Genomic DNA, 26,485 nt, shown 5'->3' with positions numbered 1-26,485 from the left:
GCCTTCCTAGAGTTCAGGGCAAGAGAGAACGCGGGTTCTCTCCCTTGCCGGAGAACTCTTTCATGTCTGAATTCATGTGTCTCGCATTGCTGGCTGGCGTAATCGCCTGCGTGGCATTGCTGATTGCGGGCTGCCGCAAACTGGAGGGGCTGAAATGAGCACCCTCTACTGGATCGCTGGCGGCGTCGCGCTGTTGCTCTTCATCTACCTGCTGGTCGCGCTGTTCCGCGCCGAGGAGATGTCATGAACCATTCATCCGTCTTGCAGGTGGGGCTCTACCTGCTGATCCTGTTTCTGCTCGCCTGGCCGCTGGGACGCTATCTGGCCGATCTGTTTGAAGGTCGGGTAGCTGAGCGCTGCCCGCGTCTGGCGGCAGTCGCCGGGCGTTTCTATCGTCTGTGCGGCGTGAATGCCGGGCAGGACATGAGCTGGTGGCGCTACGCCCTGGCCTTGCTGGCCTTCAATGCCATCGGCGTGCTGGTGGTGTATGCGCTGCAACGCCTGCAGGTCTGGCTGCCTCTCAATCCGGCCGGCATGGCCGCGGTGGAGCCCGGCTCGGCTTTCAACACGGCGATCAGTTTTGTTACCAATACCAACTGGCAAGGCTACAGCGGCGAAGCGGCGATGAGCCACCTCACCCAGATGCTCGGTCTGGCGGTGCAGAACTTCTTCTCGGCCGCGACCGGTCTGGCGGTGGCGATTGCGCTGGTGCGTGGCTTCGCGCGGCGCTCGGTAGCCGGCATCGGCAATGCTTGGGTGGACCTGACGCGGGCCACCGTCGGCGTGCTGCTGCCCTTGTCCACCGTGATTGCAGTTTTCCTCGTGGCGCAGGGCGTGGTGCAGAACTTTGCCGGCCCGACCGAAGTCAGCCTGCTGCAGCCGGTTGAATACAGCCAGCCGAAACTCGACGCAGATGGCCAGCCACTCAAGGATGCTGCCGGCCAGGTCGTGACCGAAACCGTGACCGCCAAGACCCAGTCGCTTTCGATGGGTCCGGTGGCTTCGCAGGAGGCGATCAAGATGCTCGGCACCAATGGTGGCGGCTTCTTCAACGCTAACTCGGCCCATCCCTTTGAGAACCCGACTCCGCTCTCCAACCTCGTGCAGATCCTGGCGATCTTCCTGATCCCGGCCGCACTGTGCTTCACGCTAGGCCACATGGTCGGTGACATCCGCCAGGGGCTGGCGATTCTCGGCGCGATGACGCTGATCTTTCTGGTCATGGTGGCGATCGCGATCTGGGCTGAAGGCCAGGCCAACCCGCTGCTCACCGCGCTGGGCATGGATGGCTCCGGCGGCAACCTCGAAGGCAAGGAAGCGCGCTTCGGCAGCGTGCAGTCTGCTTTGTTCGCAGTGATCACCACGGCGGCCTCCTGCGGCGCGGTGAATGCCATGCACGACAGCTTCATGCCGCTGGGCGGGCTGGTGCCGATGTGGCTGATCCAGCTCGGCGAAGTGGTGTTCGGCGGTGTCGGTGCGGGCCTTTACGGCATGCTGGTCTTCGCCATCGAAGCGGTGTTCCTGGCCGGCCTGATGATCGGCCGCACGCCGGAATATCTGGGCAAGAAGATCGAGTCCTACGAGATGAAGATGGTGTCCGTGGTGATCCTCGCCACGCCCCTGCTGATTCTCGGCGGCACGGCCATCTCGGTGCTGGCGTCGGCCGGCGTCTCCAGCATGGCCAACCCGGGTGCGCATGGCTTCTCCGAGGTGCTCTACGCCTTCTCGTCCGCGGCCAACAACAACGGTTCCGCCTTCGCCGGTCTGTCGGCCAACACGCCCTTCTACAACCTGATGCTGGGGCCGGCGATGTGGTTTGGCCGCTTCACCGTGATCGTTCCGGTGCTGGCAATTGCCGGGCGGCTCGCCGCCAAGCCACGTCTGGCTGTCACCGCCGGCACGCTGCCCACGCACGGCCCGCTCTTCATCGTACTGCTGATCGGCACGGTCGTCCTCGTCGGCGCACTGACCTATCTGCCTGCTCTGGCGCTCGGCCCGATTGTCGAGCACCTCAATCTCTTTCTCTGAAAGGAAGCATGACATGAGCAACAAAACTACGCTTCCGCTGCTTGATCCTGCGTTGATTCGTCCGGCCATGCAGCAAGCGCTGTACAAGCTGTCGCCGCGCGCGCAACTGCGCAACCCGGTGATGTTCGTGGTGTGGATCGGCAGTGCGCTGACCACCTTCCTGGCCGTGCAGACCAGCACCGGTCAGGGCGATGCGCCGGCCGGTTTCGTCTGGGCGATAGCCGTCTGGCTGTGGTTCACCGTGCTGTTTGCCAACTTTGCCGAAGCCATGGCCGAAGGCCGCGGGCGGGCCCAGGCCGAAGCCTTGCGCGGCCTGCGTCGCACCACCTGGGCCAAAATTCTGAACGAGCCGCGTCACGGCGCGCAGTGGCAGTTGCGTGAGTCGAGCGACTTGCGCAGCGGTGATGTGGTCGTCGTGTCTGCGGGGGAAACCATCCCCGGCGATGGCGAAGTGATCGAGGGCGTGGCCTCGGTGGATGAATCTGCCATCACCGGCGAATCCGCACCGGTGATTCGCGAGGCTGGCGGCGACTTCTGCTCGGTGACGGGCGGCACCCGTGTGCTGTCCGACTGGCTGGTGATCCGTGTCACGGCCAATCCGGGCGATGCCTTCCTCGACCGCATGATCGCGATGGTGGAAGGAGCCAAGCGCGGCAAGACCCCGAACGAGATTGCACTGACCATCCTGCTCGTGGCGATGACCCTGATCTTCCTGTTTGCCTGTGTGAGCCTGCTGCCTTTCTCGCTTTACAGCGTGGCAAGTGCAGGCCAAGGTACGCCGATCAGCGTCACCGCCTTGGTTGCATTGCTGGTATGCCTGATTCCGACCACCATTGCCGGCTTGCTCTCGGCCATCGGCGTGGCCGGCATGAGCCGCATGATGCAGGCCAATGTCATTGCCACTTCGGGTCGTGCAGTCGAAGCCGCCGGTGATGTGGATGTGCTGCTGCTCGACAAGACCGGCACCATCACGCTCGGCAACCGCCAGGCCAGCGCCTTCCTGCCGGCGCCGGGGGTGAGCGAAAAAGCCCTGGCCGATGCGGCGCAACTCGCTTCGCTGGCCGATGAGACGCCAGAAGGCCGCAGCATCGTGGTCCTCGCCAAGGACAAGTTCAATCTGCGCGGCCGTGATCTGCATGACGCGCACTTCGTCCCCTTCACCGCCCAGACCCGCATGAGCGGCGTCGACATCGACGGGCAGGATGCCCAGCAACACGGCAAGCGCCACATCCGCAAAGGGGCCGCCGAATCGGTGCGCGTCTGGGTAGAAGAGCAGGGCGGCGCCTTCCCCGCTCCCGTGCAGCACAGTGTCGAAGAGGTCGCCAAGCGCGGCGGCACGCCGCTGGTGGTGGCGGACGGGCGCGAAGTGCTGGGCGTGATCGAGCTGAAGGACATCGTCAAGGGCGGCATCCGCGAGCGCTTCGCCGAGCTGCGCAAGATGGGCATCAAGACGGTGATGATCACCGGCGACAACAAGCTCACCGCCGCCGCCATCGCTGCCGAAGCGGGCGTGGATGACTACCTCGCCGAAGCGCGTCCCGAGGACAAGCTCAAGCTGATCCGCGACTATCAGGCCGAAGGGCGGCTGGTCGCCATGACCGGCGACGGCACCAACGACGCGCCGGCACTGGCCCAGGCCGACGTGGCGGTCGCCATGAACTCCGGCACGCAGGCCGCCAAGGAAGCCGGCAACATGGTCGATCTGGACTCCAACCCGACCAAACTGATCGAGATCGTCGAGACCGGCAAGCAGATGCTAATGACACGCGGCTCGCTGACCACCTTCTCGGTGGCCAATGATGTGGCCAAGTATTTCGCCATCCTGCCCGCGGTATTCGTCGGCACCTATCCGCAGCTGGCGCGGCTGGACATCATGCATCTGAGCAGCCCGAGCTCCGCCATCCTCTCGGCTGTGATCTTCAATGCGCTGATCATCATCGCGCTGATCCCGCTGGCCCTGCGCGGGGTGCGTTATCGCCCGCTCGGTGCCGCCATCCTGCTGCGTCGCAATCTGCTGATCTACGGTCTGGGCGGGGTGTTGCTGCCCTTCCCCTGCATCAAGCTGATTGACCTGTTCCTGTCTTCCATGGGAGTTGCATGATGAACACCACCACCGCCCAATTGCCACAATCCATCTGGCGCACGCTGCTGGCTGAAGCGCGGCCTGCCATCAGCCTGTTTCTGGCACTCAGCCTGATTACGGGGCTGGCCTATCCGCTGCTGGTGACAGGTGTCGCGCAGGGCCTGTTTGCCGATGAAGCCAACGGCAGCCTGATCCTGAAAGACGGCAAGTCTGTCGGCTCGGCCCTGATCGGTCAGCCCTTCAGCGACGCGAAATACCTGTGGGGCCGCCCCTCCGCCACCGGGCCGCAGCCCTACAACGCACTGGCCTCCGGCGGCAGCAATCTCGGCCCGCTGAATCCGGCGCTCGTCGACACGGTCAAGGCCCGCATTGCCGAGCAGCGTGCAGCCAATCCGGCGCAGACCGGACTAGTGCCGCAGGAGCTGGTCACCGCCTCGGCCTCCGGCCTCGATCCGCACATTTCCCCCGCAGCGGCGCGCTGGCAGATCGCGCGCATTGCGCAGATTCGCGGTCTGCCCGCTGAGCGGGTGCAGGCTATCATCGAGGCTTGCACCGAGCAGCCTGCCTTCGGCCTGTTTGGTGAGGCGCGCGTGAATGTGTTGCAGGTGAACCTTGCCCTGGATGCCCTGAAGTGACCGACCAAAGGCCCGACCCCGACCGTCTGCTCGCCGCCCTGGAGCGCGAAAGCGAGCAGGCCGCGCGTGGGCGCCTGAAGATCTTCTTCGGCGCCTGTGCCGGGGTGGGCAAGACCTACGCCATGCTGGGCGCGGCCCGGCAGAGGCTTGCCGAGGGCGCGGACGTGCTGATCGGCGTGGTAGAGACCCACGGCCGCAGTGAAACGGCGGCGTTGCTCGAAGGCCTGCCGCTGCTGCCTCGGCGCGAAGTGGCCTATCGCGGGCGAATGCTTGCCGAATTCGATCTGGACGCGGCGCTAGCCCGCAAGCCGGCGCTGATCGTGGTCGATGAACTGGCGCATACCAACATCGAAGGCAGCCGTCACCGCAAACGCTGGCAGGATGTGGAAGAACTGCTCGCCGCCGGGATTGATGTGTGGACGGCACTCAACGTCCAGCATCTGGAGAGCCTCAACGATGTGGTCGGCAGCATCACCGGCATCCGCGTGCATGAAACGGTGCCCGACCAGATCTATGAGCGTGCCGACGAAGTCTCGCTGATCGATCTGCCGCCCGAAGAACTGCAGAGCCGCCTCAAGGCCGGCAAGGTCTATCTGGGAGACGCGGCCGAGTGGGCCGCCGACAACTTCTTCCGCACCGGCAACCTGATCGCCCTGCGCGAACTGGCACTGCGGCGCACCGCCGACCGTGTAGACGCCCAGATGCGCGAATACCGTGCGGACCGGGCGATTGATCGCGTGTGGCAAACGCGTGATCGCCTGATCGTCTGCATCGGCCCCGGCGAGGGCGGCGAGACCCTGGTTCGGAATGCTGCACGCATGGCCAACCATACGCAGGCCGAGTGGATTGCGGTCAGCGTGGAAACGCCCGACATGGCCGGCGAATCCGAATCGCATCGCGGGCGCCGGCGCAATGCGCTGACGCTGGCGGCTTCGCTGGGGGCCGAGGTGTGCAGCCTGAGCGCCGTGAATCCAGCCGACGCGCTGGTGCGCTTCGCCATCAATCGGAACGCGGGCAAGCTGGTACTCGGGCGGGCGCGGCGCGGCGCCTGGCAACGCCTGCTGCACCCCTCCCTGCTGGACCGGCTGGCCCTGATCGAACATGAGCTGGAAATCGTCGTGGTCGGCCTGCCGCATCACGAAAACCGCAAGGAAGCTCCTGAGCGTCGCCTGCCCGTGAACTGGCGCGGCTACGTCTGGGCCATCGCCATCTGCGCTGCCACCACCGCTTTTGCCGCCTTGCTCCTGTCGGTATTCGATCTGGCCAACGTCGTGATGGTCTTCCTGCTCGCCGTGGTGGGCGTGGCCCTGCGCTTCGGGCGCGGGCCGGGCGCGCTGGCCGCCTGCCTCAGCGTCGCGTCTTTCGATTTCTTCTTCGTGCCGCCGCGTCTGACTTTTACGGTCAATGACACGCAATATGTATTTACCTTCGTCCTCATGCTGGTGGTGGCCCTGGTGATCGGCCAGCTCGCGGCCAAGCTGAAGTTCGAGGCGGTGACGGCCGCCGAGCGCGAGCATCGTTCGGCGCAGCTGGCCGAACTGTCACGTGCGCTCTCCGCCGCGCTTTCCACAGAGCAGATCGTCGATGTTGCCCTGCAGAATCTGGCGGGCATTTTTCAGGCGCGCGTCTCCATTCTGCTGCCGGACGCAGACGCCAAGGTGCGGCCAGCGCATGCGCCCGACGGCGACTTCGTCGATCTTGCGGTGGCGCAATGGGTCTTCGAGCATGAGCAGGCTGCAGGCCGCGGCACGGCCACGCTGCCGGCAGCCAAGGCGCGCTACCTGCCGCTGCGTGCGCCGATGCGGGTGCGCGGCGTACTGGGCTTGCTGCCCGGGCATGGGCTGGTGCTGGACGAGCCGGCCATCACCCGTCAGCTGGAAACCTGCATTAGCCAGATCGCCCAGGCGCTGGAGCGGGTGCATTACGTCGAGGTCGCACAGGAGGCGCTGGTCAGCATGGAGTCCGAGCGCCTGCGCAACTCGCTGCTGGCCGCCGTATCGCACGATCTGCGCACCCCGCTGACCGGTCTGGTCGGCATGGCCGACACGCTGGCGGCCCGGCCATCGCGGCCACCAGAAGAGCAGGAAATGATCCTGGGCATGCGCGACACAGCGCATCGCCTGACCGCACAGGTCTCCAATCTGCTGGACATGGCCCGCTTGCAGACCGGTCGCATCGAGGTGAAGCGCGACTGGTGTGCGATTGAAGAGGTGATCGAAACAGCTAGTCGCCAGCTGAGCGTACAACTCGCATCGCACGCGCTGGAAACGCGCATCGAGCCAGACCTGCCCCTGTGCGAATTCGATCCGGTGCTGATTGAGCGCGTGTTGGTGAACCTGCTCGACAACGCCATCAAATACACCCCGGCCTCCAGCCGCATCCGCATCTCTGCCGAACAGCAGGGGCGCATGCTCCAGGTCAGCGTGGACGACGACGGCCCTGGCTTGCCGACCGGCCCGACGGAGCGCCTGTTTGCAAAATTCGAGCGTGGTGACGCGGAATCCGCGCAACCCGGCGTCGGCCTCGGCCTGGCCATCTGCCGGGCCATCGTGAGTGCGCATGGCGGCCAGATTGAAGCGCACAATCGGGCCAATGGCGGCGCCGGCTTCCGCTTCAGCCTGCCGCTGGGCGAGCCCCCTGAGAGCACCAACCTGGAGAAGGATGCATGAGCAGCCGGGTACTGATTATTGAAGACGATCCGGTGATCCGCCGCTTCGTGCGTTCCTCGTTGGAAACCGAAGGCTGTGAAGTTTTCGAAGCAGATTGCGCAGGGCGTGGCCTGATCGAAGCCGGCACGCGCCAACCGGAGCTGCTGATTCTCGATCTGGGCCTGCCTGACCGCGACGGGCTCGAAGTCATCCGCGACGTGCGCAGCTGGTCGCGCATCCCCATCATCGTGCTGTCGGCGCGTACTCAGGAAAGTGAAAAGGTCGCCGCGCTGGACGCCGGTGCCGATGACTATCTGGTCAAACCCTTCGGGGTGCCCGAATTACTGGCGCGGGTCCGCGCGCAAGTGCGCCGCCAGGCCAGCATGGCCGTCGGTGAGCAAGCCGTATTCGGTTTCGGTGATGTGACGGTGGACATGATCCGCCGCCGAGTGACCCGCGCAGGCGAGGAGGTGCATCTCACGCCCATCGAATATCGCCTGCTGACCGCGCTCATCCGGGGCCACGGCCGCGTGCTGACGCACCGACAGTTGATGACGGATGCCTGGGGGCCGGGTTACGCCGAGCGCACCCACTACCTGCGGATCTACATGAAGCAGTTGCGCGAGAAGCTGGAGCAGAGTCCGGCACAGCCTGCCCATCTGCTGACCGAAACCGGTGTGGGCTATCGCTTGCTCAGTTGAAGTATCACGTTGCCCAAAAACATGGTCGTCTGAAGCTGTTCACGATCTGACGGCGAGGCCGTGATCAGGGCTCATGCGCTGCTCTTCCCCACGGTCTGCTTCGCACAGCAAACCGGCTGCGGCAGCGCAGAGCAGGCTCTGCTAAACCCTGCTTCGCCCCTGCTGACGGCCTCTCGCTACAGATCGTGAACAGCTTTTAGAGGCGGCTTACGATCGGCGCAGTAAGATCATGAACAGCCTCTAGGTGCATGGTTTATTGCAAAACCGCATGGTCGGCCCGATCGCTGGCTCCGCCTCTGAAGCCACTGTGCGGCTTAACTATTAATTCTGGCGTCTGCCCTAGCCAATCTGGCACGTATCTGATTTGCGCCAAACGCCCGTGGCGGGCGATCAGCCCCGCCAGTTGCGTACCCCGAGCAGCGCGGCCCGCGTCAGTGGCGCCTGGAGTTGTTCGAGCCACCATTGCAAGGCGCGCCCTTGTTCTGCCTGGCCACCCTTGCGCCAGGCGTAGCTGGACTGGATCTGCTGCTCCGCCCGCTCCACGCGCTTGACGACCAGCCGGCCGGTGTCGATGTAGTTCTGCGCCAGGCAGGTCGGCAGGAAGCCCACGCCCAGGCCACGGATCTGCGCGTCTACCTTGGCAGGCAAGTCGGCTACCGTGAAGACATCCTGACCGGTGAGCAGGCCGATGCTCAGGCTGTCTCCGTGCTGGATGGAGTCCGCGATCGCGACGGCCCGGTGCTGGCGGATGATGTCGTCTGAAAGAGGCTCTGGAACCTGGGCCAGAGGGTGATGCGGGGCGACCGCAAACACGAAGCGCACGACGCCCAGTGACTCGCGTAACAGGCCGGGGCGGGGTTGCTGATCCATTACCACGCCGAGGGCCAGGTCGGCCTGCCCGGAACTCAGTGCGGCCAGCGTGCCGGACAGGGTTTCGGCGCGCAGCTTGAGCCGGGTAGGGGGATTCAGGCTCAGAAAGCCTGAACACAATTCCATCACCGTGCTCCGATCAATGATGCTGTCCACCGCGATGGTCAGCTGGGGCTCCCAGCCGGTTGCGACGCGTTTGACGCGATTGGCCACTGCGTCGATGCCGGCCAGGAGGCTTGCGCCTTCACGCAGCAGTTCGGCGCCTGCCGGGGTGAGCCGGGCCTGGCGGGAGCTGCGGTCAAACAGCAGCACATCCAGCGCGTCCTCGATCTGGCGGACCCGATAGGTGAGGGCGCTGGGCACCATGTCGCTGGCACGGGCGGCAGCGGCGAAACTTCCGGTGTCGGCAATTAACTGCAGCAAGTGGAGCGATGCGGGTGTCAGCACATCACGGGGAGTTGGCATAAGGCTTTCAAACGCTCAATTTTTTTGAATGCTGCCATTGCGGGGTGAGCTGCTGCAAGCGATGAAGCCCTCCGGTAAGCCGGAGGGCTGGTTGTAGCACCGATCAGGCTTCGCGGCGTGCGTCCAGGCTCCAGCCACCAGCGCCCCAGGCCGCTACGCTCAGCAGGCCACCGACCACCGCGATGTTCTTGAAGAACAACAATTGCACAACGAGTTGCTGGTCTGCCGGAACTGCCCAGTAAGCGTGAAAGAAGAACGAGGCCACCAGGGTAAAGGCCGCCAGCACCAGTGCTGCGATACGGGTGCCGAAGCCGGCGATCAGGGCCAGGCTGCCAACGATTTCGACGACCAGGGCGAGCGCTGCGCCCACGGCAGGCAGCGGCAGACCGACTGACGCGATGTAGCCAACGGTGCCGGCAAAGCCGGTGAGCTTGCCGATGCCTGCGGGCAGGAAAAGCGCTGCCAGCAGAAGACGGGAGGCGAAGGAGAGCGGGTTTTGCAGAGTCTTGAACATGATGGTTTCCTTTTTGAGTTAAGAAGAGCGCGGCACGCCTTCAGGCGGCCAGATCAAACACGAGTACTTCGGCATCCTGGCCTGCGGACAGGACGATCAGACTTTCAGCTTCGAGGCGGGCTGCATCACCGGCGCTCAGGCGCACGCCGTTGACCGTGAGGCTGCCGCGGACCAGATGAACATAAGCTTTGCGAGTGGGGTCGAGTACCAGCTCTGCCCGTTCCTCTGCGTCGAAAAAGCCTGCCCTTAGCGTGGCATCGGCATGAATCGTGACCGAGCCTTCCGCACCATCCGGCGAGGCGATCAGGCGCAGGCGACCGCGTTTTTCGTCGGGGGCGAAATGCTTCTGTTCATAGCCGGGGGTAATGCCTTTCTCGCTGGGTTGGATCCAGATCTGCAGGAAGTGCGTGGTGGCATCGGCAGCATGGTTGAACTCGCTGTGGCGCACGCCGCTGCCGGCGCTCATGCGCTGGACCTCGTCGGGCAGGATGGCCGTGCCATTACCCATGCTGTCCTTGTGCGCCAGGGCTCCGGAGAGCACATAGCTGATGATTTCCATATCGCGGTGGCCGTGGGTGCCGAAACCAGTGCCAGGGGCGATGCGGTCTTCATTGATGACCAACAGATTGCCCCAGCCCATGTGGGCCGGATCGTAGTAGTCGGCAAAAGAGAAGGAGTGTTGGCTTTTGAGCCAGCCGTGATCGGCGTGGCCGCGGTCCTGGGATTTGCGAAGGGTCAGCATGTCTGTCTCCTGGGTGATGCAGTGGCGATGGAGTGACTTTAATCCTCAAATACTCTGACTGGATGCAATGATTTTGTCTCCATCATTCAGAATAATTGAATGATTGGTTTTCCGGTGCGCAGCTCGTCAGCGTCTTGCGCTAGGCTTCGTGAAAGCTTGCCAAGGAGCGTCGTATGTCTGAATCGCACGCAAATCAGGATTCGCCTTCACCGATCACCCGTATCGCCCTGCGCAGTGCCGAGCTGGGCGCGGGTTTGAGCATCCGGCGTGCACTGCCGACACGCGAGCAGCGCATGGTGGGGGCCTGGTGTTTTCTCGATCACATCGGCCCGGTGCACTTTGGCAAGGAGGAGGGGCTGCACGTTGGCGCTCACCCGCATACGGCCCTGCAGACCTTCACCTGGATGATGGAGGGCGAAATCCTGCACCGCGACAGCCTGGGCTCGGAGCAGATCATCCGCCCGGGCCAGGTGAATCTGATGACTGCCGGGCGTGGCATCTCCCACACCGAAGACTCCGTGCCGGATGCCAGCACGTTGCATGCGGCGCAACTGTGGATTGCCTTGCCGCCAGAGCAAATCGATATCGCGCCGGCCTTTGAGCATTACCCCGATCTGCCCGGCTGGCTGGAGCAGGGCCTGGGCCTGACCCTGCTGGTGGGCGATTTTTGCGGCCGCTCGGCACCGGTGCGGGTGCATTCCCCCTTGCTCGGAGTGGACATTCGGAGCGAAGGGCATGCCCACGCTGTGCTGCCCCTGCGCAGTGATTTCGAGTACGCATTGCTACCCCTTGAAGGTGCGCTGAGGCTGGCCGGGCAAAGCTTCAGCGCTAGCGAATTTGTGTATATGGGGAAAGGTCTGAATCAGCTCGAGCTGGAAATGGCCGCGGGATCACGAGCGTTGCTGCTGGGAGGGGAGCCGCTCCAAACACCGATCACCATGTGGTGGAATTTCGTTGGCTACTCCAAGCCTTATATTGCCCAGGCCCAGGCCGATTGGGAGGCGCGTGCCGCACGTTTTGGCGAGGTCGAAGGAGGACAGGGACGGCGCATCGCACCGCCGAAAATACCCTGGGCGCAATGAGGCAGCCCATGCCGTAGCCGGATGGATGTGGCAGGCATTTGCTTAGACCAGGCATTGGCATAAGCAGCGAATAAATTCATGGTTCTGCCCGTTGCAGATTATCCCTAAGCTGGGTTTTATCGACTTGGCTTGGGGAGAATGCGATGAAGGCATTGATCGTCGGCGCAGATCACGTGGATCCGATCAGGCAGGAGCTGGAACATAATCCTCATCTGAGAGGTTTCACGGCGACCGAACACTGGACTGGCCGCAAGGTTGGCGACGAGCGCCGCAAGATTCCCAGTGGTACGGGTCTGGTGGTGGTGATCTGCGATCGCATCAATCACCAGCTCCTGCGCAATGTGCGCGATCAGGCCAAGCGCCGCGAGCTACCGCTGCTCTATGCGCGCCACTCGCTGACTGAAATCCGCGAAAAACTGGCCGGCCTGGTGCTGGAGGCTGGGCATTGAGCAGGCTCCTGTGCTGAGCCTGGATCTTGCGCGTTGCCAGTGTTTTCATAGCGCCACAAGGGATGGACCAGGACTGCTCAAAGTAATTTTGTGTTTCACCGGTGAGGCCTGATGCGGCGTGACGAGCGGCTAAACCCGTGATCATTCAGGCCCACAGGCCGCGTCCGGGCCTCAGGTACAAGACCTGCACGGGCGGCGGCAGAGCGCGGGCTCCTCAGCTTGACGCTATCGACGAGGCTGTCCATCCACTAAGCTCAAACAGGGCGCTGCGGGCGTGGATTCTTATTCAGGCCCGAGGTGTGGCCTTGCCCTCGGACAAGGTCCGGGCGCTGATTGCGATTGGTCCATCGGTGCGCTGGTGTTCCAGTCCTGGAGCTTGATGCAGCACTCAGCGAGAGGTGAGCGTGTCCGATTCCTCCAAGCCCAAACTTGTGCCGGCTCAACCCGCCGGCCTCTGGTTCGCCTTCCGCAAATCCATCAGCCGTCTGCAGGACTGGTTTGCGATCCAGTCGAGCCTGGTCCGGCTGGTTGTTCTCGTGCTGGCCCTGCTGATTCCGGGCTCGGCGTTGTACTCGATTTCGCTGACCCAGAAGCAGGCCATACTGGCCGAACAGATCAAGGCCATGGTCATCGAGGGCGAAACGGGTGAGGGCGGGTCGGCGCTGAAGGATCTGCCGGTGGTTTTCGGTACGGGCTCGGTGCTGGGCTTTCTGGAAAAGCATCCGATCGAGCGCATCGTGGTGATCTACCGGGCCCTGATGTGGACCGTTTCGGAGCGCATCCTGTTGGTCGAATCGCGGGGCCGGCAGTATGCGTATTACCCGAGTGACATGGAGACCAAGATATTTGCCGACAAGGCGGTGACGGCACCGTGGGGTAGCAAGCTGGTGTTCATCCCGCGCAGCGAGCTCAGTGCGCGCAATCTCGAGCTGCTTGAGCGCCTCGATCTGCGCTTCTCCGATGCTCGTCCCCTGTCCGAGAAGCGCAGCTGGGCCAGTGCTGCCAGCGGCCTGTTGTCTGCAGCGCTGATGCTGGGTCTGCTGGGTTTTCTGTATCTTCAGCTCAAGGGGCAGTTCAAGTCGCTCAAGTTCATCGAGCCGGCGCAGATTCGCGGCTCCATCGATGAGCTGGTGGGCATGGAAGACATCAAGGCCGAGGTGGCGCAGATCAAGGATCAGTATCAGCGCCGCGCCGAATACGCCGAGTACGGCATCAGCAAGCCTTTCAACGTCATGTTCAGCGGCCCGGCGGGTACCGGCAAGACCAAGCTGGCCAGCTATCTGGCCAAGGAACTCAATCTGCCGATCCTGTTCCACTCGGCGGCCAACCTCGAAACGGGATTCGTGGCCGGCGGCTCCAATACCCTGACGCGGATTGTCGCCATGGCCAAGCGGCGCCGACGCTGCATCGTCTTCCTCGATGAGGCACAGGATCTGTTCATGAAACGCGGCGGGCGCCACCGCAAGTTCGATGACGACACCGCGAACACCTTGTTGTCGGTAATCGACGGGGTGCGCAGCCGGAGTGATGCCAAGATCATCTGGATCGTGGCCAGCAATTTCAGCAGCGAAAGCATGCAGATGGACGAGGCGATGCTGCGCCGCTTCCAGATGAAGGTGGACTTCCGCTTGCCCAATCGCGATGAGCGGCGGGCCATCATCGGGCATTACCTGGCGCAACGCGCCGAGAAGGTCTTGCCCGATCTCGATCTGCATCAGATCGTGGCTGTGACCGAGGGCTGCAGCCCGGCTGATCTTGAGACCATCGTCAATCAGGCCGGCATCATGGCCGTGCAGGCCGGCGAGATGATCGGTGCCAAAACCCTGATGAGGGCGGCCGAGCGCGTGCTCGTCGGGAATGTCAATTCCAACACCACGCAGGATCGCGAGCGTGATCGGCGCATCATCGCGGTGCACGAGCTGGGCCACTTCCTGGTCGATCTTGATTACGAGCGTCAGCGGACCCACGATGACTGGGAGCAGATTCTGGCCGATATGCGCACGCTCAAGATTTCGCTCAAGGCCAACCCGCGCACCAATGCGCTGGGTTTTGTCTTCCACAAGCAGCGCAGCAATCTGCTCAAGACCAAGGACGACATCGAGCACGATGTGCGTGTGCTGCTGGGAGGCATGGCCAACGAGGAGCTGTTCTTCGGTGAGGAGGGCACCACCAACGGCGCACACAACGACATCACGCGCGTGACGCAGTTGCTGCACCACGCGGTGGGTGAGATGGGGATGTATCGCAAGACCCGCCTCAACTTTGGCGCACTCACCCGCGATAACGCCGGCCCGGCACTGGATGAGGAAACCCGCAACATCATGGAGGCGCAGAACGAGCGTCTTTACCGCGAAACCAAAGCCGTGCTGACGGGCTTCAAACCGCTGACCGAGCATCTGGTTGGCAAGCTGCTGGCTGCCAACGAAATGACGCTGAGTGAGGCGCTGCAGGAAATCCGCAATTTCGAGTCAGCCCGGGCGGTGTTGGCCTAGACGCCTGCCTGCGGCCGCTCAGGTGCCTAGCCTGGCCAGGCGTTCGCTGGCTGCCTGCAGGGTTTGCGTTTGCTTGGCAAAACAGAAGCGCACGATTTTCTGTGCTGGTGGTTGCTGGTAGAACACCGAGACCGGAATACTCGCCACGCCGTGCTCGAGGGTCAGCCAGCGGGCAAAGGCCACATCTTCCAGATCCGGCCGGATCGCCGAGTAATCGGCGAGCTGGAAGTAGGTGCCCTGGCTAGGCAGGAGCTTGAAGCCCGCTGACTCCAGCCCGGGTGCGAGCAAGGCGCGCCGCTCGGCAAAGAAGGCGGAGAGGCCTTGCCAGCTTGCAGGATCTGCAAGGTGAGCGGCCAAGGCATGCTGGGCCGGGGTGTTTACGGCGAAGACGAGGAATTGGTGGATCTTGCGGAACTCGGCGCTGAGCGCTGGCGGGGCGACGCAGTAGCCGATCTTCCAGCCGGTGGCGTGAAAGGTCTTGCCGAAGGAATATACCGCGAAGCTGCGCGCACGCAGGGCCGGATGAGTCAGCACGCTCTGATGCGTCGCTCCGTCGTAGATCAGGTGTTCATATACTTCATCGGCGAGCACGAGCAGATCATGGCGCTCGGCTATCGCGGCCAGCGCATCCAGATCGGCCGCTGAAAACACCGAGGTCGCCGGGTTGTTCGGATTGTTGATCAGGATGAGTCGGGTTCGCGGCGTCACCGCGTGCTCCACCTGTTCCCAGTCCACCTTGAAGTCCGGTGCCATGAGTGCGACATGCACTGGTTTCGCACCTTGCGCGAGAATGCTTGGGGCATAGCTGTCATAGGAAGGGTCGAGCAGGATGGCTTCGTCACCCGCCTGCAGCACGCTTGCTATGGCCGTGAACAATGCCTGGGTAGCGCCGGCGGCGACAGTGATTTCGCTATCGGCATCGACTGCAGTGCCATGCTGCAGCAGGAGTTTGGCGGCGATCGCAGCACGCAGGGCAGGCAGGCCTGCCATCGGAGCGTACTGGTTGTGGCCGGCATGTGCGGCAGCAGCGAGCGCATCGAGCAGGGCAGGGTCGCAGGGGTAATCCGGAAAGCCTTGCGACAGGTTGATCGCGCCATGCTCGGCGGCGAGTGTGCTCATCACGCTGAAAATGGTGGTGCCGATGGCGGGGAGTTTGGAGTGGATGGGCATGCTGCGGATGAGGCGTGGTGAGAGAAAGAAAGTGTATACCGGTCGTGGCCAGGGGCTGGCAGATGCTGATTCTCAGTGCGGTGTTAAGCGGGCAGGGTGCTGAAAATTGAATAAGTACATCGTGATTTATTCGTTCGGCTCAGCTTGTGTGCCTGTTTACTATCAAGGAAACCCTCCACCCCTCTTTGCCATAAGGAGTTCTTTCCGCCATGCCAGAAGGTGTATTGAACACCCGTCAGATCAATGCATTGCGTGCCTTGCTGGAGCGGCGTGATTTCACGCCCGAGGATGTCGCGCTGCTGGACTATCACACGCTGTCGCGCATGCCGGGAATCGGTGGCAAGAGCCTGAACATCATTCGTGGCTGGCTGGCCGCCAATGGTCTGGATCTGGCCAACAGCCCGGATGACTATCGCAGCAGCCTGCGCTTCTGTCGCTTGCAGGAGCGTCTCGTCAAAGCCCGGCGTTTGCTCGAGAAGAATGGTTACGAGGTGGCACACACGCCCGTGGATGAGGAGGGCGGTGGCGTTCACACGACGGGTTTTTCGTCGCCATAGAGCCAGCGGTGCCAGTTCGCTTGCAGGCGCTGATTGAATTGGCGGGACTTCCGGGTGGCCGGCGTTTTCTTCCCTGCATCGAAGCGGAAATCAGGGTCCAGCGTACCCAGCGGCAGATCGGATTGCGTCTTGAGCAACTGCTCGAAAATATCGAGTCCTTCCTGCCATGCGCCAAAGCCTGAATCCACGTTGATATGCCCGGCATTGCCGAGATTGATCAGGCGTGCGCCCCACAGGTCTGCCCAGTAAGCGGCCTTCGTCAGGCGCATCCATGGGTCATTGCTGGAAGCCACGACGACGCTCGGAAAGGCGAGTTTTTCGTGCGCGAGATAACTTGCAACATCGAATTTGTCCGGGTCCGCAGGCGCTACGAACATGATGCCCGCAACCTTGTCCTGATAACCGGTGGTTGCCAGCGCCGTTGCGAGGCAGCCGTAGCTGTGGGCGATGATCCAGACGTGGCCCTTGGCGCGGTCCAGCTCATGCCGGATGGCGCCGGCCCAGCGCGGCAGATGGGGGGTTGCCCAGTCATCCTGTTCGATGCGCTGGGTGTCTGGGAGCTTTGTTTCCAGCCAGCTCTGCCAGTGCTCGGGGCTGCTGCCATGCAGGCCCGGAACGATCAGGATTTTTGACATGGCGTGAGGCCCTCCGCAGGAAAGAGCGAGGCTGCATGCAGCCTCGCCTGGCTTGGAACAGCGCGTGCTGTCAGCGAATGCTGATCTGGTCGAAGACGCCGCCGTCGGCGAAGTGGGTCTTCTGGGCTTTCTGCCAGCCGCCGAAGACTTCGTCGATGGTTACGAGCTTCACCTTGGTGAATTGCTTTTCATACTTCTTGGCAATGGCGGGATCGATCGGGCGATAGTAGTTCTGCGCCGCGATTTCCTGGCCCACCGGGGAGTAGAGGTACTTCAGGTAGGCTTCGGCCACCTTGCGGGTGCCGCGACGATCGACGACCTTGTCCACCACGGAGACCGGCGGCTCAGCCAGGATGGAGATCGAGGGCACCACGATGTCGAATTTGTCCGGACCGAGTTCCTTTACTGCCAGATAGGCTTCGTTTTCCCAGGCCAGCAGTACGTCACCGATGCCGCGTTCGACGAAGGTGGTGGTGGCGCCGCGGGCGCCAGAATCGAGCACCTTCACATTGGTGAAGATGTTCTTCACGAAATCCTTGGCCTTGGCATCATTGCCACCCGGTTGCTGCAGGGCATAGGCCCAGGCCGCGAGATAGTTCCAGCGCGCACCGCCCGAGGTCTTGGGGTTCGGCGTAATGATGTCGACGCCTTTTCGGGTCAGGTCATTCCAGTCCTTGATGGCTTTCGGGTTGCCCTTGCGGACCAGGAAAACGATGGTCGAAGTGTAGGGCGAGGCGTTGTGGGGCAGGCGCTTCTGCCAGTCTGTGGGAAGACTCTTGGCGATGTTGGCAATCTCGTCGATGTCGTAAGCCAGGGCCAGGGTGGTGACGTCGGCTTCAAGGCCATCGATCACGGCACGCGCCTGCTTGCCCGAACCACCGTGCGATTGCTTGATGGTGACGGTCTCGCCGGTCTTGGCTTTCCAGTCCGCCGCGAAGGCCTTGTTGAAGTCTTCGTAGAGTTCGCGGGTCGGATCGTAGGAAACGTTCAGCAGGGTGACGTCAGCCAGTGCCTGCGCAGCACCGAGCAGGCTGAAGAGGGCGGCTGCGAGCACTTTCTTGCGCGGGGAGAACTTCATCGGGGTGTCCTTTCATTGTTGAGTGAGGCGACATGGACACTTTATGAAACACCGCTTATCAAGAGAACGAATAAAAATAGCATTGCTAATAACAAAATCATGCATAAGCAATGATTGCTTTTGTTCGCGGCAGCCCCGTGCATCAACTGGCTCACGCCGAATGCGGTGAGGCATGCCCCAGCATCAGGGCCAGCTTTATCCTTCGCGCAGGCCGCCTGAAACGCCTTGCGGAAGAGGGGGGGGCGCGTGGCCACCGTGGCCTGGCCATACACCAGGCAGCGTCTACGCGCAGCCTCAAGCTCGACTGTTCATCGACTAGATCTTGCTGATTCAGGGGTGCGACGTCGTTGGCGCAGACATCCAGCAGTTCTGTCTGCTCGATGACGTGAAACAGGAGCTCTTCATCTTGCTCGATGAAATCCTGATTTTCCCGGGCATGCCGGCGCTTGCACCGTATTCACCATCGGCGACTTGCACTTGTGTCGCTCGGCTTCACGCCATCGCAAATTCTTTGCACTGACCGTGCTTTGATATGCCATGACCCTGGTGAGTGCTACTAGCCTTTGTGTCTAAAAATTGCTATATAACCAAATAGTAGAATAATATTGTCTTAGCTTGTCTACCGGAGAACAGTGATGGAGATCGTGTGTGTCCACTGCAAGTCCATCAACCGCGTGCCAGCCGGGCGTCTGCAGGATGGCCCGGTCTGCGGAGCCTGCAAGCAGCCGATTCTGCCGGCTGAGCCAGTCGTGCTCACAGCAGACAGTTTTGATGCCGTGATTGCGCGTAATGGCCTGCCAGTGTTGGTGGATTTCTGGGCGCCCTGGTGTGGGCCCTGCCGGAGCATGGCGCCGATGTATGCTGAGGCGGCGCGTTTGCTGCATGGCCGTGCTTTGCTGGCCAAGCTGGATACCGAAGCCCAGCCGGCGATCGCCGCACGTTCCGGTATCCGCAGTATTCCCACCTTGGCCCTCTTCAAGGCCGGCCACGAAGTGGCACGCGAAGCAGGTGCCCGTCCGGCGCAGGATATCGTGCGCTGGGCTTCCCCTTTTCTAGGATGAGTGCACGATGAATCGCCTCTTTTCCGTTTTCTTTCTGTTCTGTGCGCTGACGGTGCAGGCGCAAACCCCAGCCAGTGGCTCACTGGAGGTCGAAGTGGCCGGTGTGCGCAATGCCAGCGGCAGCCTGCGGGCAAGCCTTTATCGTCCGCAAGATGCGTTCCGCAAGGAGGCGCAGGCCTTTCGTGTGCTGGTCGTGCCGGCGCAGAGCGGTAAAGCCTTGCTGCGATTCGAGGATGTTCCGCCCGGCTCTTACGCGCTGATGGCCTATCACGATGAAAATGCCAGTGGCAAATTGGATTTGCGCCTGGGGATGTTCCCGCTTGAAGGCTATGGCCTCTCCAATAATCCTGCGGTCTTCGGCCCCCCCGCCTTTGCCGACAGCGCCTTTGATCTGCCCGCCACAGGCAGCCGGATAAGTGTCCAGCTGAAGTACTGAACGGCAAAACTTCGACTCACTCGCCGAAAGGAACTGCCATGAGCACTTCAAACCGATTGCTGATTATTGGCGGAGTGGCCGCTGGGGCCTCCTGTGCTGCGCGTGCGCGCCGTCTTGATGAGCATGCCGAAATCATCATGATCGAGCGCGGGCCGGACGTGTCCTTTGCCAACTGTGGCCTGCCTTATTACGTAGGCGGAGAGATCAGCGATCGCGCGGCCCTTGCCGTACAGACTCCAGGCAGTCTCAAGAGCTTGCTGAATCTTGATGTGCGTACCGGTTGCGAGGCCGTGAAGATTGATCGAGCCGGCAAGCGCGTGGAGGTGAAGTATCTCGCCGATGGTCGCAGCGAATGGATCAGTTACGACAAGCTGATGCTCTCACCAGGAGCTTCTCCTCTGCGCCCAGCCTTGCCTGGAATTAATGACGGACGCGTGTTCACTTTGCGCAATCTGCAGGACATGGACCGCATCGTCGCCGCCACCGAAGAAGGCATGCGTGCAGTGGTGATCGGCGCCGGTTTCATCGGTATCGAGATGGCTGAGCAACTGCGCCACAAAGGCCTCTCGGTAGAGTTGGTGGAATTGCAGACGCAGATCTTTCCGCAGCTCGATTCGCCCATGACGGCGCTACTCGAATCCGAACTGCGTCGTCACAACATTGGGATTACGTTGGGCGATGGTGTAGCGCGTTTCGAGGCACAAGAAAACCATCTGCGCTGCCACCTGAACTCAGGCAAGGTGCTGGACGCCGATCTGGTGATTCTCTCCATAGGTGTCAGACCCGATACTGAACTTGCACGCGACGCTGGGCTGGAGCTTGGCCCGCGCGGCCACATCGTAGTGAATGATTTCATGCAGACTTCCGACCCGTCGATCTACGCCGCCGGTGATGCGGTGCAGACCCGCGATCGCGTAATCGACAGCTCGGTCAACGTGCCCATGGGCGGGCCGGCCAATCGGCAGGGCAGGGTGGCTGCGGATCACATCTTCATGGCGGACAAAGCGCGTCCCTATCCCGGCTCGCTGGGGACGGCCATCGTGCGTGGTTTCGAGGTCGCTGCCGGCATCACTGGCTGGAGCGAAAAACGTCTGCAAGCAGCAGGCAAGCCCTATGCAACGGTCACTGTGAATGACCAGCACCATGCTGGCTACTATCCCGGCGCCAAACCGCTCAGCTTCAAGATCTTGTGGGAGCCTGACAGCGGTCGTGTGCTAGGTGCCCAGGCCACCGGCTTTGAAGGCATAGACAAGCGGCTGGACGTGATGGCCACCGCTATTCTCGGCGGCATGACGATTGACGATCTGTGTCATCTGGAACTGGCCTATGCACCGCCTTTCGGCTCGGCCAAGGATGTGATCAACCTCGCCGGGTTCACCGCCTGCAATCGTCGTGACGGACTGGTGCGCCACATTACAGAATTGCCCACCGATCCACAGGTGCAGATCGTTGATGTGCGCCCCCAACCCCTGGCTGAAGCCTTCCCGGCGCCCGCAAACGTGATCAACATTCCGTTTCCAACCCTGCGTGCCAATCTCGCCAAGCTGGATCGCACACGTCCGGTCCTCACCGTATGTGCCTTCGGAAAAATGAGCTACTTCGCAGCGCGCTTGCTGATACAGGAAGGTTTTGATGTGAAGAGCTTCAGCGGTGGCCTCAAAGCCAATGTTGATCCACGCTCACCCGCAAAAATGCCTACGCCATGAAAGTGGCGTGATGTGCATGCAGATGTTGCCAAAGTTCCCGTTCGCAACATCTGCTTACAAAGCAGGACAAACTGCTAACAGTTTTCTACCGGGGGGAAGCCACACTGCAGTTATCTACTGCTGACCGGAGAAACATCATGTTCAAGCCTGCCCTGATCTTCAGCTTTTTGCTTGCGACTGGGATTGCCAACGCTGCTGACCCCTTTACCGACGCCATGCTGAAGGCCTATGCACCTTACCGTGCAGCGCTCTTCAAGACCAACCAGACCTCACAGCCTGACGCACAACAAGCGATTGCTCAGGCACGCACAAGCTGGGCCAGCATCCTCAAGCAATTCATGGTCAAGGCGCCGCCTCCTTACGACCGCGACACCCAGTTTGCCGATTCGCTCGCCGAGGTCAGCAAGGTATATGACAAAGCGGCTGCCGAAATCGACAAGGGGCAGTTAATTGAAGCGCACGAAACGTTGGAAGAGGCCCGTGATGTAATGGCCCAGCTGCGCGCTCGCAATAACGTGATCGTGTTCAGCGACCACATGAATGCCTATCACGCACAGATGGAGCATGTGCTGATCGAAGGCCCGAAGATCCTCGACGGCGCTAACGGTTTTCTGGAGCTCACCGCCCAGACAGGTGCGCTGGAAATGCTCGCCAACAAGCTCGCCAGCGAAGCCTCGGCAGATTTGCGCGGCAATGAAGAGTTCAAGACTTCGTGTGCTGCCGTTCAGAAGTCGGTGACAGACCTTAAGGCTGCCCTGTTCTCGCAGGACAAGGCTAAGGTCAAAGAAGCACTGGGAAAAATCAAAGTCCCTTATTCCAAGATGTTCATCAAGTTCGGCTGAGCAGGTTTTCGTAGGTGCGACTTCAGTCGCACGCCAAGCTTGGAGGCGGACTGAAGTCCGCCCTAAATCCGGCATCAGGAATCAACACGGGAGACACAACCATGTCATTGATCCAGGCGATAAACATCAAGAAAACCTACCGGGTGGGCGACATCGAATACCCGGCACTGAAAGACGTGAATTTCGAGATAGGTGAAGGCGCCTTTGCCGCTTTCGTCGGCCCTTCCGGCAGCGGCAAGTCGACGCTGCTGAACCTGATTGGCTGTCTTGATCACCCTAGCAGCGGCACGATGAAGGTGTATGGCAAAGACATTTCAACCTTGTCACGCAACGCCGCTGCCGCTTTTCGCGGCCAACATCTGGGCTTCGTATTCCAGGATTTCAATCTGGTGCCGGTGCTGAGTTGTTACGAGAACATCGAGTACCCGCTGTTGATGGTGCGTGGCTGGTCCGAAGCGAAACGTCGCGAGCGCGTGATGCAGATGCTTGAAGCCGTCGGCATGACTGAACAGGCAGACAAGCGGCCGGACCAGATCTCCGGCGGGCAGAAGCAGCGCATTGCCGTGGCGCGCGCACTGGTCGGCGAGCCCAAGCTGGTGTTGGCCGACGAGCCGACCGCCAACCTCGACCATGACACCGCTTACCGCATCCTCAATCTGATGAAGAAGATGCGCGATGACTTCGGCACCAGCTTCGTGTTCTCCACCCACGACCCGAAGATCATGAGCGAGGCCGAACTGACATTCGTTCTCGAAGACGGAACACTCCACCAGCAAGGAGGTGCAGCATGATTGCGACCCTGAAACTCTCAGCGCGCAATCTGATGCGCTACCAACGCCGCACCCTGCTCACCGCCGGCCTGATCACTCTGGGCGTGGTCGCCCTGTTGATCTTCGTGGCCACGGCCGGCGCTTTCAAACAAACCATGGTCGGCGAGATCACCGATGCGATGCTTGGTCATTTGCAAGTGCACCGCAAGGGCTATCAAGCCGCGACAGACAACTCGCCGCTGAACATGAACCTGCAGCCCAAAGCCATCGAGAAGGTGGAAGAATTCCTCAAGGGCGACCCGGATGTGGTGGCGTATTCCAAGCGCGTGAAGATGGGTGCGATGTTCTCCAACTATGCCGAGACCAGCGCAATCCGCCTCAATGGCGTCGAACCCGAGGCGGAAGACGCTACGGTACCGGCCCTGCGCAAGCGCATCAGCGATGGCGACAAGACCGGCCCGCTAGTAAAGGAAGGCGAATTGCTGCTGCCCACCCTGCTGGCCAAGGGACTCAAGGTGAAGGTGGGTGACTCGGTGGTGCTGGTCGTCACCAACGCCTCCGGATCGGTGAATGCACGGCCCTTCACTGTGCGCGGCATCCTCGATCAGGTGACCGGCCCCGGCGGCCGTGATGGCTACATCCACATCAAGGATGCACGCGAACTGCTGCGCATGGAGAAGCCCGAGGTCATGGAAATCGCCGTGCGCCTGAAGAGTCTGAATGCGCTGGAGAAGGTGCAGCAGCGCCTCGCAGGACAGCTCGACACGATCCGCAACAAGGAAGACAAGCCTGCAACCGAATTGCATACATGGAAGGAACTCTCGCCCTTCGCCACCATCGTGAAGATGATCGATCTGATGACGTTGTTCATCCGCATCATGCTGATCGCCATCGTGCTGGTGAGCGTGATGAACGTGATGCTGATGGCCGTGTATGAGCGCATCCGCGAGATCGGCACGCTGGCCGCCATCGGCACCAAGCCCGGCAAGATCATGGGCCTGTTCCTTGGCGAAGGTCTGCTGCTGGGGCTGGCCGGAGCGATTGTCGGCGTGGCGATCAGCTATGCGCTGGTTGCAGTCTTCCATGCCTGGCCCATCGAATTCACCTACGGCCGCAGCCAGCTCTCGCTGGTGCCGGATCTGGCGACAGGTGAAGTGCTGCTGGTGCTGTGCCTGGCGGTGCTGGTATCCGGTCTGGCCAGTCTGCAGCCGGCCTGGCGCGCCGCGAACATGGACCCGATTCAGGCGCTGAAACATGTGTAACTGGGTAGGTGCGGTTTCAGCCGCGCACCGGATGTGGATGGCCGACTGAAGTCGGCCCTACAGAACCCTATGTCCCTGAATTCAATGGAGACTCACCATGAAGAAACTCATCGCACTTTCACTGGCTGCTGTGGCCCTCTTCGCCACCTCGCTCAGCCAGTCTGCCATCGATGGCGTTGCCATCCTGCAGAAGGTCGACCGCAATCTGGAACCCGAGAGCTACGAGATGTACCGCAAGCTCATCAACATCGAGCCGGACGGTACGAAGAAGGAATTCGTGCTGTTCTCGGTGAAGAAGGGCAAGGACAACGTCGCCGCGCTATTCCTAGCGCCGGCCAGTGACAAGGGCCGTAGCACGCTCCGCCAGGGTGACAACATGTGGCTCTACGTGCCAAGCGTAGGCAAACCGATGCGCATCACCAGCCAGCAGTCGATCACTGGTGGCGTGTTCAGCAATGCCGACATCCTGCGGATTGATTACACCGAGGAATACACCGTCACCCGCGCCGAAGATCAGGGCGACACTTACCTGCTCACACTGAAGGCGAAAACGGTGGAAGTCGCCTACGACCAGTTGAAGATGGTGGTCGACAAGAAAACCGTTCTGCCGCTCGAAATCGAGGCCTATGCCAGCAGCGGCATGCTGATCAAGACCTTGCGTTTCAAGGACATCAAGGACTTCGGCGGCGGCATCAAGCGCCCGGCTACGGTCGAGACGGATAGTCCGCTGTACAAGGGTTACAAGTCGGTGATGCTCTACTCCGGCCTGAAGAAGCGCGTGGTCAGCGATGAGGTGTTCACCCAGGGGTTCATGTCACGCCTGGAGGAGTTGCGTAAATGAAAGCATGTGCTGTGGCCATGCTCTGGATACTCTCTGGCATGGCTGCGCAGGCAGAGGAGTTTGTATTCAATGCCAGCGAATTCGAGAAGAAACCTTATGAGTTCGGCGGCTACCTCGAACAGAAGTTCGAAACCCTCAGTCTGCGCGGCGACAGCTCGGCTTACCGCATCGCGTACCCGGGTGAAGCACCGCGCGACTGGCTCAATCGCACCACGACCACCCTGGAGCTTTCCGGCAAGACCAGCTGGTGGGGCTTTACAGCCGATGCACGGGCCCAGGCAAGTTATGCGGCGGACACCCTGCTCGAACGCGTGAGCTATGGAGCCTTGATGGATGGTGGCTTACGCTGGAGCGCGGGGCCTGCATTGACAGTGGACCTTGGCAAGCGCGTGCAGCGCTGGGGCAAGGGCTATGCTTGGAACCCAGTAGGGTTTGTAGAGCGCCCCAAGGATCCGGTCGATCCTACTGCCAGCCGGGAGGGCTTCGTGATGGCTGGCGTAGAGTGGAACCGCAGTTTTGCCGGGCCTGTGAGCGCCCTTGGTCTGACAGGGCTTGTCGTGCCCACAAACGACAACCTGAATAATGATTTTGGCAAGCAGCAGAACCCTAATCCGGCAGCGAAACTTTATTTGCTCGCCTGGGATACCGATGTAGATCTGATGTGGCGGGGAGAGGGCGCGCGTCCGCAGAGCTTCGGTGCCGACTTCTCGCGCAACCTGAGTCCTGCGCTTGAGGTGCATGGCGAGTGGGCGCACACCCTGGATGCGACGCGTACTACGGTCAGCGAAAGTGGCGTCTCCAGCAGCAAGCAACTCGATTACAGCGCATATCTGATTGGCCTTCGCTACCTGACCCTTGGCGAGATCACCCTGATAGGTGAGTACTACCACAATGGTGGTGGCTATACGGCAGATGAGCTGGACGACTACTACGCCTTCATGGACCGCGCTACGGTTCAGGGGGCCTCAGCCAGCTTGAGCAGCAAGGCGCGCACGGTGGCTCAGTCCGGCTATGCCAAAGCCAATCCGGGGCAGGACTATCTCTATCTGAAGGCTAGCAAGGCTGAGCCCTTTGGCTGGCTTTATGGCAGCGTGGCGCTGACCACTATGGCCAATATCGGTGACGGCAGCTGGCAGATCCAGCCCGAAGTCAGCTATACCGGCTTTTCGAATCTCGAACTGCGCAGTCGGGCGATTTTGCTCGGCGGGCCGGAAAACGCTGAGTTCACTACCAAGACTTCGAACTGGCGGCTGGAAGCCTATGCGCGCTGGTTCTTCTGAATGCTTGCGCGCTGTGCAGAGACAAGGCGCTCTTTATTTCACGGTAAGTGTTGAGCAGATCGCCATGGCCGATCCGCCCCTTTGTTTGGGTACAACGAGCTGGCGTGTTCCGGTGAGGCAGGCCCAATGTAAGGGGCT

General features: G+C 61.6%; 24 protein-coding genes. 18 read left to right on the top strand and 6 right to left on the bottom strand.

The window, feature by feature from the left end; genetic code table 11:
* The first annotated feature begins 154 nt into the window (after positions 1 to 154).
* The 6 genes from kdpF to kdpE are packed head-to-tail and all read left to right on the top strand — an operon-like array spanning position 155 to position 8,095.
* On the top strand, positions 155 to 247 hold the full coding sequence (gene kdpF, locus HJ583_RS08085; protein WP_170021471.1) for a K(+)-transporting ATPase subunit F: 93 nt from the start codon (positions 155 to 157) through the stop codon (positions 245 to 247).
* Positions 244 to 2,028: a potassium-transporting ATPase subunit KdpA gene (kdpA, locus tag HJ583_RS08080; protein WP_170021470.1), complete on the top strand. Its 1,785-nt coding sequence runs from the start codon at positions 244 to 246 to the stop codon at positions 2,026 to 2,028. The genes kdpF and kdpA overlap by 4 nt, the downstream gene beginning before the upstream one ends.
* Before the next feature lie 13 nt (positions 2,029 to 2,041).
* Positions 2,042 to 4,129, top strand: coding sequence for a potassium-transporting ATPase subunit KdpB (gene kdpB, locus HJ583_RS08075; RefSeq protein ID WP_170021469.1), 2,088 nt, complete (start codon positions 2,042 to 2,044; stop codon positions 4,127 to 4,129).
* Positions 4,129 to 4,746, top strand: a complete 618-nt coding sequence (gene kdpC, locus HJ583_RS08070; protein ID WP_328824857.1) for a potassium-transporting ATPase subunit KdpC — start codon at positions 4,129 to 4,131, stop codon at positions 4,744 to 4,746. The genes kdpB and kdpC overlap by 1 nt, the downstream gene beginning before the upstream one ends.
* A complete protein-coding gene (locus HJ583_RS08065; protein WP_170021468.1) occupies positions 4,743 to 7,415 on the top strand; it encodes a DUF4118 domain-containing protein in 2,673 nt (890 codons plus the stop codon). The genes kdpC and HJ583_RS08065 overlap by 4 nt, the downstream gene beginning before the upstream one ends.
* The gene (gene kdpE, locus HJ583_RS08060) at positions 7,412 to 8,095 is read left to right on the top strand and encodes a two-component system response regulator KdpE (RefSeq protein WP_170021467.1); all 684 of its coding nucleotides are present in this window, start codon (positions 7,412 to 7,414) and stop codon (positions 8,093 to 8,095) included. Before HJ583_RS08065 ends, kdpE begins: the two co-directional genes overlap by 4 nt.
* Before the next feature lie 390 nt (positions 8,096 to 8,485).
* Here kdpE and HJ583_RS08055 read toward each other — a convergent pair whose 3' ends face one another.
* The 3 genes from HJ583_RS08055 to HJ583_RS08045 form a co-directional block, all read right to left on the bottom strand.
* Positions 8,486 to 9,430, bottom strand: coding sequence for a LysR family transcriptional regulator (locus HJ583_RS08055; protein ID WP_170021466.1), 945 nt, complete (start codon positions 9,428 to 9,430; stop codon positions 8,486 to 8,488).
* Positions 9,431 to 9,533: 103 nt separating this feature from the next.
* Entirely contained in the window at positions 9,534 to 9,944 is a 411-nt protein-coding gene (locus HJ583_RS08050) for a DoxX family protein (RefSeq protein WP_101943564.1), read from the bottom strand.
* Between the two features lie 40 nt (positions 9,945 to 9,984).
* Positions 9,985 to 10,686, bottom strand: a complete 702-nt coding sequence (locus HJ583_RS08045) for a pirin family protein (protein WP_170021465.1) — start codon at positions 10,684 to 10,686, stop codon at positions 9,985 to 9,987.
* A 173-nt stretch (positions 10,687 to 10,859) separates the two neighbouring features.
* Between HJ583_RS08045 and HJ583_RS08040 the strand changes: the two genes are divergently transcribed.
* From HJ583_RS08040 to HJ583_RS19325, 3 genes are all read left to right on the top strand, one after another.
* Positions 10,860 to 11,768 (top strand): pirin family protein, encoded by a 909-nt coding sequence (locus HJ583_RS08040; RefSeq protein WP_170021464.1) that lies wholly within the window; start codon positions 10,860 to 10,862, stop codon positions 11,766 to 11,768.
* Between the two features lie 143 nt (positions 11,769 to 11,911).
* Positions 11,912 to 12,217 (top strand): DUF2325 domain-containing protein, encoded by a 306-nt coding sequence (locus tag HJ583_RS08035; protein ID WP_170021463.1) that lies wholly within the window; start codon positions 11,912 to 11,914, stop codon positions 12,215 to 12,217.
* A 404-nt stretch (positions 12,218 to 12,621) separates the two neighbouring features.
* Positions 12,622 to 14,709: an AAA family ATPase gene (locus HJ583_RS19325; protein WP_170021462.1), complete on the top strand. Its 2,088-nt coding sequence runs from the start codon at positions 12,622 to 12,624 to the stop codon at positions 14,707 to 14,709.
* An 18-nt stretch (positions 14,710 to 14,727) separates the two neighbouring features.
* Here HJ583_RS19325 and HJ583_RS08025 read toward each other — a convergent pair whose 3' ends face one another.
* Positions 14,728 to 15,879, bottom strand: a complete 1,152-nt coding sequence (locus HJ583_RS08025; protein ID WP_170021461.1) for a methionine aminotransferase — start codon at positions 15,877 to 15,879, stop codon at positions 14,728 to 14,730.
* Positions 15,880 to 16,088: 209 nt separating this feature from the next.
* Between HJ583_RS08025 and HJ583_RS08020 the strand changes: the two genes are divergently transcribed.
* Positions 16,089 to 16,436 (top strand): helix-hairpin-helix domain-containing protein, encoded by a 348-nt coding sequence (locus HJ583_RS08020; protein WP_170021460.1) that lies wholly within the window; start codon positions 16,089 to 16,091, stop codon positions 16,434 to 16,436.
* Here HJ583_RS08020 and HJ583_RS08015 read toward each other — a convergent pair.
* Together HJ583_RS08015 and HJ583_RS08010 are read right to left on the bottom strand one after the other, a co-directional pair.
* Positions 16,409 to 17,071 carry an RBBP9/YdeN family alpha/beta hydrolase gene (locus HJ583_RS08015; protein WP_170021459.1) on the bottom strand — a complete coding sequence of 221 codons (663 nt, stop codon included), beginning with the start codon at positions 17,069 to 17,071 and terminating at the stop codon, positions 16,409 to 16,411. The two genes, HJ583_RS08020 and HJ583_RS08015, sit on opposite strands and share 28 nt — an antisense overlap.
* 70 nt (positions 17,072 to 17,141) lie before the next feature.
* On the bottom strand, positions 17,142 to 18,149 hold the full coding sequence (locus HJ583_RS08010) for a sulfate ABC transporter substrate-binding protein (RefSeq protein ID WP_170021458.1): 1,008 nt from the start codon (positions 18,147 to 18,149) through the stop codon (positions 17,142 to 17,144).
* Between the two features lie 635 nt (positions 18,150 to 18,784).
* Between HJ583_RS08010 and trxC the strand changes: the two genes are divergently transcribed.
* The 8 genes from trxC to HJ583_RS07970 all read left to right on the top strand — a co-directional run bounded on the left by trxC (position 18,785) and on the right by HJ583_RS07970 (position 26,347).
* Positions 18,785 to 19,210 carry a thioredoxin TrxC gene (trxC, locus tag HJ583_RS08005; RefSeq protein WP_170021457.1) on the top strand — a complete coding sequence of 142 codons (426 nt, stop codon included), beginning with the start codon at positions 18,785 to 18,787 and terminating at the stop codon, positions 19,208 to 19,210.
* 7 nt (positions 19,211 to 19,217) lie between these two features.
* Positions 19,218 to 19,646, top strand: a complete 429-nt coding sequence (locus HJ583_RS08000) for a DUF2141 domain-containing protein (protein WP_170021456.1) — start codon at positions 19,218 to 19,220, stop codon at positions 19,644 to 19,646.
* A 38-nt stretch (positions 19,647 to 19,684) separates the two neighbouring features.
* Positions 19,685 to 21,352 carry an FAD-dependent oxidoreductase gene (locus HJ583_RS07995; RefSeq protein ID WP_170021455.1) on the top strand — a complete coding sequence of 556 codons (1,668 nt, stop codon included), beginning with the start codon at positions 19,685 to 19,687 and terminating at the stop codon, positions 21,350 to 21,352.
* A 137-nt stretch (positions 21,353 to 21,489) separates the two neighbouring features.
* The gene (locus HJ583_RS07990) at positions 21,490 to 22,194 is read left to right on the top strand and encodes a hypothetical protein (RefSeq protein WP_170021454.1); all 705 of its coding nucleotides are present in this window, start codon (positions 21,490 to 21,492) and stop codon (positions 22,192 to 22,194) included.
* A gap of 101 nt (positions 22,195 to 22,295) precedes the next feature.
* A complete protein-coding gene (locus HJ583_RS07985) occupies positions 22,296 to 22,985 on the top strand; it encodes an ABC transporter ATP-binding protein (RefSeq protein ID WP_170021453.1) in 690 nt (229 codons plus the stop codon).
* Positions 22,982 to 24,226, top strand: coding sequence for an ABC transporter permease (locus HJ583_RS07980; RefSeq protein WP_170021452.1), 1,245 nt, complete (start codon positions 22,982 to 22,984; stop codon positions 24,224 to 24,226). Before HJ583_RS07985 ends, HJ583_RS07980 begins: the two co-directional genes overlap by 4 nt.
* Positions 24,227 to 24,323: 97 nt before the next feature.
* Positions 24,324 to 25,067, top strand: a complete 744-nt coding sequence (locus HJ583_RS07975) for an outer membrane lipoprotein-sorting protein (protein ID WP_170021451.1) — start codon at positions 24,324 to 24,326, stop codon at positions 25,065 to 25,067.
* A complete protein-coding gene (locus tag HJ583_RS07970; protein WP_170021450.1) occupies positions 25,064 to 26,347 on the top strand; it encodes a hypothetical protein in 1,284 nt (427 codons plus the stop codon). The genes HJ583_RS07975 and HJ583_RS07970 overlap by 4 nt, the downstream gene beginning before the upstream one ends.
* Positions 26,348 to 26,485: the final 138 nt, after the last annotated feature.

This window comes from Uliginosibacterium aquaticum, assembly GCF_012972705.2.
Classification (GTDB): Bacteria; Pseudomonadota; Gammaproteobacteria; order Burkholderiales; family Rhodocyclaceae; genus Uliginosibacterium; species Uliginosibacterium aquaticum.
The sequence above is the reverse complement of the archived record's forward strand: the minus strand, read 5'-3'. Positions and strand labels throughout refer to the sequence as shown.

Excerpts from the sequence above, each read along its gene's own strand:
- HJ583_RS08010 (WP_170021458.1), bottom strand. The coding sequence starts at position 18,149 with ATGAAGTTCTCCCCGCGCAAGAAAGTGCTCGCAGCCGCCCTCTTCAGC.
- HJ583_RS07970 (WP_170021450.1), top strand. The coding sequence starts at position 25,064 with ATGAAAGCATGTGCTGTGGCCATGCTCTGGATACTCTCTGGCATGGCT.
- kdpE (WP_170021467.1), top strand. The coding sequence starts at position 7,412 with ATGAGCAGCCGGGTACTGATTATTGAAGACGATCCGGTGATCCGCCGC.
- HJ583_RS08035 (WP_170021463.1), top strand. The coding sequence starts at position 11,912 with ATGAAGGCATTGATCGTCGGCGCAGATCACGTGGATCCGATCAGGCAG.
- kdpB (WP_170021469.1), top strand. The coding sequence starts at position 2,042 with ATGAGCAACAAAACTACGCTTCCGCTGCTTGATCCTGCGTTGATTCGT.
- trxC (WP_170021457.1), top strand. The coding sequence starts at position 18,785 with ATGGAGATCGTGTGTGTCCACTGCAAGTCCATCAACCGCGTGCCAGCC.
- HJ583_RS07990 (WP_170021454.1), top strand. The coding sequence starts at position 21,490 with ATGTTCAAGCCTGCCCTGATCTTCAGCTTTTTGCTTGCGACTGGGATT.
- HJ583_RS08020 (WP_170021460.1), top strand. The coding sequence starts at position 16,089 with ATGCCAGAAGGTGTATTGAACACCCGTCAGATCAATGCATTGCGTGCC.
- HJ583_RS08040 (WP_170021464.1), top strand. The coding sequence starts at position 10,860 with ATGTCTGAATCGCACGCAAATCAGGATTCGCCTTCACCGATCACCCGT.
- HJ583_RS08055 (WP_170021466.1), bottom strand. The coding sequence starts at position 9,430 with ATGCCAACTCCCCGTGATGTGCTGACACCCGCATCGCTCCACTTGCTG.
- HJ583_RS07995 (WP_170021455.1), top strand. The coding sequence starts at position 19,685 with ATGAGCACTTCAAACCGATTGCTGATTATTGGCGGAGTGGCCGCTGGG.
- HJ583_RS08025 (WP_170021461.1), bottom strand. The coding sequence starts at position 15,879 with ATGCCCATCCACTCCAAACTCCCCGCCATCGGCACCACCATTTTCAGC.
- HJ583_RS08045 (WP_170021465.1), bottom strand. The coding sequence starts at position 10,686 with ATGCTGACCCTTCGCAAATCCCAGGACCGCGGCCACGCCGATCACGGC.
- HJ583_RS07980 (WP_170021452.1), top strand. The coding sequence starts at position 22,982 with ATGATTGCGACCCTGAAACTCTCAGCGCGCAATCTGATGCGCTACCAA.
- HJ583_RS08015 (WP_170021459.1), bottom strand. The coding sequence starts at position 17,071 with ATGTCAAAAATCCTGATCGTTCCGGGCCTGCATGGCAGCAGCCCCGAG.
- HJ583_RS08050 (WP_101943564.1), bottom strand. The coding sequence starts at position 9,944 with ATGTTCAAGACTCTGCAAAACCCGCTCTCCTTCGCCTCCCGTCTTCTG.
- kdpC (WP_328824857.1), top strand. The coding sequence starts at position 4,129 with ATGAACACCACCACCGCCCAATTGCCACAATCCATCTGGCGCACGCTG.
- HJ583_RS07985 (WP_170021453.1), top strand. The coding sequence starts at position 22,296 with ATGTCATTGATCCAGGCGATAAACATCAAGAAAACCTACCGGGTGGGC.
- kdpA (WP_170021470.1), top strand. The coding sequence starts at position 244 with ATGAACCATTCATCCGTCTTGCAGGTGGGGCTCTACCTGCTGATCCTG.
- HJ583_RS07975 (WP_170021451.1), top strand. The coding sequence starts at position 24,324 with ATGAAGAAACTCATCGCACTTTCACTGGCTGCTGTGGCCCTCTTCGCC.
- HJ583_RS08000 (WP_170021456.1), top strand. The coding sequence starts at position 19,218 with ATGAATCGCCTCTTTTCCGTTTTCTTTCTGTTCTGTGCGCTGACGGTG.
- kdpF (WP_170021471.1), top strand. The coding sequence starts at position 155 with ATGAGCACCCTCTACTGGATCGCTGGCGGCGTCGCGCTGTTGCTCTTC.